We start from the raw sequence: 10072 nt of genomic DNA on the forward strand, positions 1-10072 counted from the left end.
AAGCTATCCGCAATGCGTTCATATTGTTCTTTGGATATCTTCATAGGGCAAAGTTAACCCATGAAGAACGTTTTGACAATTAGTGTTAACAGGCCCTAGGGCTCCCGGCGCGCCCGCCAGGCACTCGTCGCGTTGCCGGAACTTCACGTTTTTTTCGCCCTGCCGCCCTTTTTCGCTTTGCCCGGCTTTTCCTCCGTGCCAGCCTCGCCCGGCCGGAACAGCCTGCCCCGCTGCACGGCCTCCTTGCCGAAACGCCCGCGCAGCGTGTCCAGGGCCTGGTCCAGCTTGCGGCGTTTGGCCTCCTGTTGCGGATCATGGCCGCCCTTGCCCAGCGCCTTGCTCAGATCCCGGCCCGGCAGAAGAAGCTGGACCGGATTCTCCTCAAAACCGGAAACACCCAGGCCGATGAGCCGCACGGCCTGTGGCAGCTTGAGTTCACGCAGCAGTTCCCGGCCGGTCTCAAAAATGGTCTCCGTGGCGTTGGTGGCTTCCGTCAGAGTGCGGGACCGGGTGATCTGGCGAAAATCCGCGAATTTGACTTTCAGGGTAATGGTCCGGCCGCTGAGCTTGTGTCGCCGCAGCGAGGCGCCCACCCGCTCGGCGTGGGCCAGAAGCATGCGGACCAGAAACTCCCGGTCGCAGGTGTCCCGCTCAAAGGTGCATTCCGCGCTCTCGCTTTTCATGGGCCGTTCGGGCGTGACCGGGCGCGGATCAATGCCGCAGGCCCGCTCATGCAGGGCCCGGCCCCATTTGCCGTAGCGCTTTTCCAGAAATTCCGGGCTGTAGCGGCGCAACTGGGCCACGGTCACAATGCCCAGGTCCCGCAGGCTCTCCACCATGCGCCGTCCCACGCCGGGCAGACGGCCCACTTCCAGGGGCAGGAGGAAATCATCCACCGCCTCGGGCCGCAGGATGAACACGCCGTCGGGCTTGTTCACATCCGAGCAGATCTTGGCCAGAAACTTCACGGGCGCGGCCCCCACCGAGCAGGTCAGGCCGCCCGTCACCTCGGCCACCCGGCCCTTGATCCGCGCGATGAGCTCTTCCAGCGGGCCGAACAAACGCGTGAGGCCCGTGGCGTCCAGATAGGCCTCGTCGATGCTGGCCGGTTCCACCAAAGGGGAAAAATCGCCCAAGGCCGCCATGATGGCGCGCGAAAGCTCGGAATAACGATGACGGCGGCCGTGGACAAAGATGCCCTGCGGGCAGAGCCGCCGGGCCGTGACAATGGGCATGGCCGAATGCACGCCGAAGACCCGCGCCTCATAGGAGGCCGTGGACACCACCCCGCGCAGGCCGCCGCCGATGATCACCGGTTTGCCGCGCAGTTCCGGGTTGTCCATTTGCTCCACAGCGGCAAAAAAGGCGTCCATATCCAGGTGCAGAATCATGGTGAATCCGGTTTTGCCCCCAGCAAGGCCGTGCCATAGGAATTTTGCCCGCCGGCAAGGAAGGCGAGCAAAATTCCTATGGAACGGCTATTCCAGTTCCTCGCGCAGGCGCTGCAATTCGCTCTGCGCATGGGCGTCCGTGGCCCCCAGGTCGTGCAGCAGGAATTCGGACATGGCCAGGGCCACTTCCCGTTCGCCGCTGAAGACCTCGGCCACGCCCAGCTTGCGCAGGGCACGGGCCTCGCTCAGGAAGGCTGTATTGGCCAGAATACGGATGCCGGAATTGACCGAGCGGGCAATGGGCGTCACTTCACGGGCCGGAATGGACGGCGTGGTCAGCAGCAGGGCCTCGGCCCGTTCCAGTCCGGCTTCGCGCAGCACCTCGGCCTGAGCCGCGTCGCCGTGCACCGCCGGTTTGCCGTCGGCGCGCAGTTTGCGCACCGTGTCGATGTTGTTTTCCACCACCACCGGCGTGATGTCGCTGTCGCGCAGGATGCGGCAGAGGTTGCGGCCCACCGGGCCGTAACCCACCACAACCACGCGATGGGGCTCGTTTTCCTCGACGGTCCCGCCGGCCCCCACGGCCTCGGCGGAGAGGCGCGGCAAAGGGGAGCGGGAGAGCCAGGCCGGGCCGTGCCGCTCCAGCCAGCGGACCGCGCCGTCAATGCGCCGGTACAACAGCGGGTTGAGGGTAATGGAAATCATGGCCGCCGGGATGATGGCGTTGTTCACCTCCGGTCCGAACAGGCCGTGGCTGATGCCCATGGCCGCCAGAATGAAGGAAAATTCGCCGATCTGGCCCAGAGCCACGGCCACGGACAGGCTCAGACGCAGAGGCTTCCGGAACAGGGTGGTCATGAGCAGTGCCGCCAGGGGCTTGACCACAATAATGATGCCCAGGGTCGCCAGCATCAGGGGCCAGTCGCTGAGCAGGGCCGCCGGGTCGAAAAGCATGCCCACGGAAACGAAAAAGAGCACGGCAAAGGCGTCGCGCAGGGGCAGGGCTTCGGCGGCGGCGCGGGCGCTGAAATCGGACTGCCCCACCACCATGCCCGCCAGAAACGCGCCCAGGGCCATGGAGGCGTCAAAAAAGAGCGCGGCAGCCACGGCAATGCCCAGCGCCAGGGCGATGACCGCCAGGGTGAAGAGATCGCGGGTGCCGGTGCGCGCCACATAGCCCAGGAAAAGCGGGATCAGCTTCTGGCCCACCAGCAGGGTGAACACGGAAAGCGCGGCCAGCTTGAGCAGGGTCAGGCCCAGGGCGGACCAGAAACCGCCGCCGCTGATGCCGCCTTCGGGCGTAAGCACGGCGGGCAGCAGCACCAGAAGCAGAATGGTGAAGAGATCCTCCACCACCAGCCAGCCCAGGGCCACATGGCCGGTGCGGGTGTGCAGGGCGTGGTTGTCGGAAAGCACGCGGGTCAGCACCACGGTGCTGGCCACGGAAACGGACATGCCGAACACGGCCCCGGCCAGGAGCGAAAAACCGAACAGGGACAATATGCCCATGCTGGCCACGGTGGTCAGGCCGATCTGGGCCACTGCCCCGGCCACGGCGATATTGCGCACGGCCAGCAGATCCTTGAGATGGAAGTGCAGGCCCACGCCGAACATCAGCAGGATCACGCCGATCTCCGCGCACTGGGCCGCCGTGGCCGCATCAGCCACAAAGCCCGGCGAATGCGGGCCCACCAGCACGCCCGCCAGCAGATAGCCCACCAGGGGCGAAAGATGCAGCTTCTGGGTGATGAAACCCAGCACCAGGGCGGCGGAAAGGCCACCGGCCAGAGTCAGGATCAGAGTGACTTCATGCGTGCCGCTCATGGCCGGGCCTCCCCGCATTCTCCGTTTTCACCGGGCAGCCATTGCAGCCAGAGGGAACGGCGGCGCGGGCCGTCGCCCTCACAGAGATAGACGGACTGCCAGGTGCCCAGGCGGATTTCGCCGTCCTCCACCAGAAGCAGCAGGGAGGGGCCGTGCAGGCTGGCCTTGATGTGGGCGTCGCTGTTGCCTTCGGCATGGCGGTAGTCGCCTTGCTCCGGCGCGAGGCGGCTGAAAAAGGCCAGCATGTCGCGCCGCACGTCCGGGTCCGCGCCTTCGTTGACGGTCAGACCGCAGGTGGTATGCGGGCAGAACAGGGCCAGAGCTCCCTGCCGCCACCCCCGCTCACGGGCCATGCGGCCCGCCAGGGCGCGCAGCTCCGGGGTAATGTCGCGCATTTCGCAACGCGCGTTGGTAGTGAATTCGAGTTTGTACATAAAAAACATGTCCTTACTGCATATATTCCGTAAGGTCGGAACGGATAATGCGGTCCAGCTCTTCCCGCCGGTCCGCCGGAGTTTCGGTAAACAGAAAGCCGAAATGGGAAAAGCGCCTGAAATCGCAGGGCCGCAAATGCAGCACCTTGCCGAAATCCCGGCGCAGGGCGTCGTAGTCAAAACGTTGCACCGGCGGGCAGTTCTCGGGTTTGTTCAGCACCATCAGGGTATAGAGCTTCCCGGCCTTGCCGGCCAGGGCCCGTTCCCAGTCCGGACGCCTGCCTTCCAGAAAGCAGCCGTAGGAGTGGAAACCCCAGGCAAAAAGGCTGACATCCGTGGAGCACCAGCCCGCGAAACGCAGGGGATTGAATTCAATGGGCGCGATGCGGCCCTTGTCGTCCCGGCGCAGCTCCACATGGACCGGGAAATTGCGCAGGCCCAACAGGCCGTTGACCCGGTTGAACCAGGCTTCGAACTCGGTCAGGCGGCTTTCGATGATCTCCCGGCTCGTATAGTAGAGGCGGTCGCTGACGTCCGCGGCCGAGGAAAATTCGTGCCGCAGAATGTCGCAGACCACGGCCCGGCCCTGCTCGTCAAAGTAGACGTCCACGGCGTATTCCTCGCCCTGGATGTATTCCTCCAGCAGAAAAGTGCCGCCGCCCACAACCTCGGGCGGGTATTGCTCGCTCCAGCGGGCGGCGTCCTCGGCCACGGCGGCCTTGGCCGCCTCCCACTGGGCCGCGTTTTCAATGCTGTACACGCCCAGGCTGAAAAAACCCACCGCGGGTTTGAGCACGCAGGGAACCTTGAGTTCCTCAAAGGGCAGTACCGCCAGCTCCGCCGGAGTGACCCGGCGGAAGAAAAAATCCCCATAGAGCGGGGCCAGCAGATCCCGGCAGGCCGCCTTGTCCTTCAGCCGCCAGATGCGTTCCACCAGCGCGTTGTTGCCGGATTTTTTATACACCCACTCCAGGGCGTTTTCCGAACAGGTGTACAGGCGGGGCGCGCCCCGGCAGAGCGCCGCGAAGGCGTCGTCGGACACCAGATTAAGGGCCGCCCCGTATTCGCGCGCGCAGGCGCGGGCCGTGGCGTTATCCAGTACGGATTCCTGCCGGGCGGCGGCGTAGGCGGCCAGCTCCGGCGAGACATAGGGTTCATCGAGAATGATCATGGCTGGGCCGTGGCTCCGCTGTATACTGTCTGATTGTTGAACATGCATGCGCCGCCTTCCGGCCGCCGCGGCGGCGCGCCGGACCGGGGGCAAACCTGCCCCGGCGGGCAGCCGTAAGAATGCCAGACTTGCGGGGCGGGGTCGAGGGGGGGAGATGGGACTGCGGGCACTGCCGAAACGAGAAGCGGCGGGCCCTTTCCGGAACCCGCCGCAGTGCCGCTTTCTACAGCACCCTGAAATACACCGCCGGTTCCTTGAGCAGACCAGCGTCCACCGCGCGCTGGAGCGCGTCGCTCATGGCTCTGGCCGATGTTTCATGGGTCATGAAGACCAGGGGCACGCCCTGGCCCTCATCCGCTTTCTGGATCATCTGGGCCACGCTGATGCCCTCGGCGGCCATGCAGCCGGAAATGTCCCGCAGCACGCCGGGCGCGTCCTGGACCATGACCCGCACGTAGTAGCAGGAGCGCCATTCCTCGGGCGGCACAATGGCGGCCTTGGGCAGTTCCTTGCCCACAAAGCCCGTGTTGTTGGGCCGCTCCTCGCGGGCCACGGCCATCAGATCGGCCAGCACGGCCCCGGCCGTGGGCAGATCCCCGGCTCCGCGCCCGTGGAAGAAGAGCGCCCCGGCCGCGTTGGCCTCCACCCGCGCGGCATTGTACACGCCGCCCACGCGCGCCAGCAGAAAGGTGTGGTGCACCAGGGCCGGAAAGACCCCGGCTTCCAGGCGGACCGGACGGTCAAAACCGTCGCCCGCGCAATCCTTGCCGTCCTTTTTCGCATCGGGGCAACGCACTTCGCGCACCTGGCCGATGAGCTTGATACGGTAGCCGAACTCGCGCGCCAGGCGGATGTCCATGGCCGAAAGCCCCCGGATGCCGCGCACGGACAGGGCCGTGTAGGGATAATTGACCCCGTGGGCCAGGCGGATCAGCAGGATCAGCTTGTGGGCCGCGTCGTGCCCGTCGATGTCCAGCGTGGGATCGGCCTCGGCGTAGCCCAGCTCCTGGGCCTGCTTGAGGGCCAGATCAAAATCCAGGCCGTTGGAGGTCATTTCCGACAGGATGTAATTGCTGGTGCCGTTGAGAATGCCCATCAGCGACTCGATGCGGTTGCCGGTCAGGCTTTCCTTGAGGGCCTGGACAATGGGGATGGCCCCGGCCACGCTGGCTTCATAGCGCAGAATGCGCTTTTTGCGCTCGGCCTTCTGGAAGAGTGCCAGGCCCTCCTCGGCCAGCAGGGCCTTGTTGGCCGTGACGATATGCTTGCCCTGGTCCAGGGCGCGGTCGATGAGCGCGCGGGCCTGGTCAATGCCGCCGATGAGCTCCACCAGCACATCGATATCCGGATCGTCGGTGAGCAGCGCCGGGTCGGTGGTCAGTTCCGCGCCCTCGGGCAGCGGCACGTTGCGGGCCTTCTGGGCGTTGCGCACCAGCACGCGCTTGACCACGATGTCGCGGCCCGTGCGGCGGCGGATGATGTCCGCGTTTTCCCTGAGCAGACGCGCCAGGCCGCCGCCCACCGTGCCGAAACCGGCCAGACCGGCCACCAGGGGTTTGCTTTCGTTGGCTTTCGTCATGCTTACTCCGGCGCGCCCGAGAGCAGGCGGCGCATATTGCTGATGGCCTGCCGGGTGCGGTGCTCGTTTTCAATGAGGGCGAAACGCACGTACTCGTCGCCGTAGGAACCGAAGCCCAGCCCCGGCGATACGGCCACCTGCGCCTCGGTCAGCAGCAATTTGGAAAATTCCACGGAACCCATCTTGCGGAAGGGCTCGGGAATGCGCGCCCAGACAAACATGGTGGCCTTGGGCGAGGGCACCTCCCAGCCGATGCGCCCCAGCCCCTCAATGAGGCGGTCGCGGCGCTCGCGGTAGATGTCGCAAATTTCGTGCACGCAGTCCTCCGGCCCGTTGAGGGCCACGGTGGAAGCAATCTGGATAGGCTGGAAGATGCCGTAGTCCAGATAGCTCTTGATCCGGGCCAGAGCGTGCACCAGACGCGGATTGCCCAGACAGAAGCCCACACGCCAGCCGGGCATGGAATAACTCTTGGACAGGGTGTAGAACTCCACGCCCACATCCTTGGCCCCTTCGGCCTGAAGGAAACTGGGGGCCTTGTAGCCGTCGAAAACCAGATCCGCGTAGGCCAGGTCATGGACGACCCAGAGGCCGTTCTCCTTGGCGAAGGCCACCACCTTGCGGAAGAAATCCAGGTCCGTCACCTCGGTGGTGGGATTGTGCGGATAGCAGAGGAAAAGCAGCTTGGGCTTGGGCCAGGCCTGGCGGGTGGCGGCGGTCAGATCCTCGAAAAAGTCGCGTCCCGGGCCGATGGGCACGCTGCGCACGTCCGCGCCCGCGATGATCGGCGCGTATTTATGGATGGGATAGGTGGGGTCCGGGGCCAGCACCACATCGCCGGGCTCCAGCATGGCCAGGGAGAGGTGAGCCAGACCTTCCTTGGAGCCCATGGTCACGATGGCTTCGCGTTCCGGGTCCAGTTCCACGCCGTAGAGGCGGGCGTAACGGTCACAGACGGCCTTGCGCAGATTGGGGATGCCCTTGGACAGGGAATAGCGGTGGTTGACCGGCTTTTGCGCGGCCTCCACCAGCTTGTCCACCACATGGCCCGGCGTGGGAATGTCGGGATTGCCCATGCTGAAATCCACGATGTCGATATTCTGCCGACGCAACTTCATCTTGAGGTCGCCCACGACGGCAAAGACATAAGGAGGCAGGCGCTGGATACGCGAAAACTCTTCCATTGTACTTCTCGCTTGTTTTGAACCGGACCCCCGGACCCCGGCGCGGATTAACTTTGAGAATAGACATTTTCAAAGCTTCCTTGCCCCAGAGGTCGGGCGCGCACGGCGCGCGGCCCGGCTTGGCGTGCAGAATAGCCAGCGGCGCGTCTTTTTGTAAAGGGATTTGCTGGGAAAGCGCGGCGGGAGCGGAGAAAGAACGCCGTCAGTAGTGATAACGGCATTGCAGCACAATGAGCTGCCCGGCGGGCTCATCCACTCGATAGACGAGGCGGTGGGCGAGATCAATCCGGCGTGACCAGCAGCCGTTGAGATCGAATTTCAACGCTTCCGGTTTGCCCAGCCCGGAACCGAAGTCGCGCAGGGCGTCACGGAGAAGCGCGTTGATACGTTTGAGGATTTTTTTGTCCGTACCTTGCCAGTAGAGGTAATCCTCCCAGGCTTGCGGCGTCCAGGCAAGCAGCACGCCTATGCCTCCTCAAGCCGGCGAAGCGTGGTTTCCCCCTTGGCCGCGGCGCTTAGGGCCGCCCGCAACCGCTCGGCATTGGCGGGACTTTGCAGCAGATAGGAGGTTTCAGCCAGACTGCTGTAATCCTCCAGCGAAAGCATGACCACTGGTTGGGACTTGCGTCGGGTGATGATCAGGGGCGTATGCGTGTCGCATACGCGATTCATGGTTTCCGCCAGATTCTGACGGGCCTCGGAATAGGTAATGGCCTGGCTCATGACAAACTCCATTTTGTACAAAAATATGTACAACTAGAGAGTATGTCAAGAACTTCTGCCCACATAGGAAATGCGCGCAACGGGCCACGTGTCGCCCTCTCCGCATCCCCTCATCTCTTCCACCGGGGCCGTTCAGGCCAGAGGCGTTATTCCGGACCTGAAAAGCAGAAAAAACGGCATGTTACACTGCACTTCCGACAGATATCAAAAATGTCCGCACGCATATCCAGCGGATATGTATACAACTCATCGACAGATGTACTGTCAATGAGTTGTTGAATAATGATACTTTCAGCCCCCTAAATTTGCAATAGCATATCTCTAATAAAAAATTCCCAATTTCTACTTTATAAAAATACTCATTATTTCAAAAAGATAGCTCTCCCATAAATTCTCGAAGCCCAGCCGGAAACCGACAGTACATCTGTCGGCAAAGGAAGGGAGCATTGGGCTCCGTATGAATTCTTGAGGAGCGGATGCTCCTAGGAGGTATGCTATGCTAACGAAGGGCGCTATCGGCAATCTTGTCAATAAATATCGGGCTGTGCTTAAAAAATGCCGCCTGCTGAACTTGTTCGGCAGCCTGGCCCTGACGGGCGCGCTGACCGTGGGCGCGGCGGGCATGGCCGGGGCGGCTCCTACTTGGGGGCCGGATCAGGATGTGACGATTACGGGCACCGAAACGCTGAGCAACGGCGGGCAGGCCCAAAGCCTGACCATCGGCGGCGCGGGCAACAGCCTGACCGTCAGCTCCAACTCCGGCCATCTCTATGTGAGCGGTGCGACCAGCCTGAATGACGGCGGCACGCTGACCCTCAATACCGGCCCGCACGGCCTGCTGGGCACCACGGACAGCGCCAGCGAGGCGGCCGACACCTGGACCGGCTCCTTTGGCATGACCGGCGGCACGCTGACCATTGCCAACAGCCAGTTGCAGATGGATGCCGTAACTATCAGCGGCGGCACGGCCGACATTGCCGGGCAGATCGGCGGCGGCACCAACTGGGATGACGGGGCCATGCTGGTGGGCGGCCTGAACGGCGCGGCCACCACCGTGAGCGGCGGCAAAATCACCGTGGGTGATTACGGCCAAGTGGTGGGCGGCCAGGTCACTGTCAGCGGCGGCGAAGTGGCGTTGGGCGGCGACAGCGGCAAGGCCGCCATTTTGCGTTCTTACGGCGCGGACAACGCCCTGACCCTCACCGGCGACGGCAAAATCAGCGTGGCTGACGCCAAACATGGCGTGCTGACCGCCAATGCGGTCAACATCAACGGCGGCACGCTGGACGTGAAGGGCAACCTGACCCTGGCCGGTGCGCTGGCCAAGAAACAAGGCCTTGCCAACGCCCTCAAGGCCAGCGGCGACGCCACGGTCAACCAGACCGGCGGCACGGTGGCCGTGGCGGCTGGCGGCGCGCTGAACATCAATAGAGGCGTGGAATACAATCTCAGCGGCGGCACGCTGAGCAGCGCGGGGACCCTGCATGTTGAAGGCGAACTCAATCTGAACGGCAATGTGGCGTTGACAGATCTGACGGCCGGGACAGGCAAGGTCTATCTCGGTTACGATCCTGATGGCGATGGCGCGGACCAGAACGGATATGCCAAGATTCGTCTGGGTACGGCTGAAAATGTCACTCTGGCCACTTCGACTTTGGGCGATAAGAGTGACGGCAAATCGATTACAGTGGATGCCAACGGCAGCCTTCAGGTCCAGAATCTGACTTTGACCGGTGATTCTCTGTCGATCAATAAAGAGGGAAGAA

Annotated in this window: 9 protein-coding genes; 1 reads left to right on the forward strand and 8 read right to left on the reverse strand. The window is 63.5% G+C overall.

The annotated features are described in order from the left end of the window. Nucleotides 1–143: 143 nt before the first annotated feature. From dinB to KH208_RS14160, 8 genes are all read right to left on the reverse strand, one after another. Nucleotides 144–1391 carry a DNA polymerase IV gene (gene dinB, locus KH208_RS14125; protein WP_291437342.1) on the reverse strand — a complete coding sequence of 416 codons (1248 nt, stop codon included), beginning with the start codon at nt 1389–1391 and terminating at the stop codon, nt 144–146. Nucleotides 1392–1478: 87 nt separating this feature from the next. Beyond that, entirely contained in the window at nt 1479–3215 is a 1737-nt protein-coding gene (locus KH208_RS14130) for a cation:proton antiporter (RefSeq protein WP_291437344.1), read from the reverse strand. Then, nucleotides 3212–3649 (reverse strand): secondary thiamine-phosphate synthase enzyme YjbQ, encoded by a 438-nt coding sequence (locus KH208_RS14135; protein ID WP_291437346.1) that lies wholly within the window; start codon nt 3647–3649, stop codon nt 3212–3214. Before KH208_RS14135 ends, KH208_RS14130 begins: the two co-directional genes overlap by 4 nt. A gap of 13 nt (nt 3650–3662) precedes the next feature. Then, complete coding sequence (locus tag KH208_RS14140; RefSeq protein ID WP_291437348.1) at nt 3663–4820, reverse strand: ATP-grasp domain-containing protein; 1158 nt, start codon at nt 4818–4820, stop codon at nt 3663–3665. A 223-nt stretch (nt 4821–5043) separates the two neighbouring features. Then, nucleotides 5044–6399 (reverse strand): homoserine dehydrogenase, encoded by a 1356-nt coding sequence (locus KH208_RS14145; RefSeq protein WP_291437350.1) that lies wholly within the window; start codon nt 6397–6399, stop codon nt 5044–5046. 2 nt (nt 6400–6401) lie between these two features. Further along, nucleotides 6402–7583, reverse strand: a complete 1182-nt coding sequence (locus KH208_RS14150; protein WP_062253881.1) for an aminotransferase class I/II-fold pyridoxal phosphate-dependent enzyme — start codon at nt 7581–7583, stop codon at nt 6402–6404. A 202-nt stretch (nt 7584–7785) separates the two neighbouring features. Then, nucleotides 7786–8046: a Txe/YoeB family addiction module toxin gene (locus tag KH208_RS14155; protein WP_291437354.1), complete on the reverse strand. Its 261-nt coding sequence runs from the start codon at nt 8044–8046 to the stop codon at nt 7786–7788. A 2-nt stretch (nt 8047–8048) separates the two neighbouring features. Next, nucleotides 8049–8306, reverse strand: a complete 258-nt coding sequence (locus KH208_RS14160) for a type II toxin-antitoxin system Phd/YefM family antitoxin (RefSeq protein ID WP_062253884.1) — start codon at nt 8304–8306, stop codon at nt 8049–8051. Nucleotides 8307–8802: 496 nt separating this feature from the next. Between KH208_RS14160 and KH208_RS14165 the strand changes: the two genes are divergently transcribed. Then, nucleotides 8803–10072 (forward strand): hypothetical protein (locus KH208_RS14165; protein WP_291437356.1); only part of this gene is annotated, 1270 nt, incomplete at its 3' end.

The sequence above is a fragment of the Desulfovibrio sp. genome (assembly GCF_018379785.1).
GTDB lineage: Bacteria > Desulfobacterota > Desulfovibrionia > Desulfovibrionales > Desulfovibrionaceae > Desulfovibrio.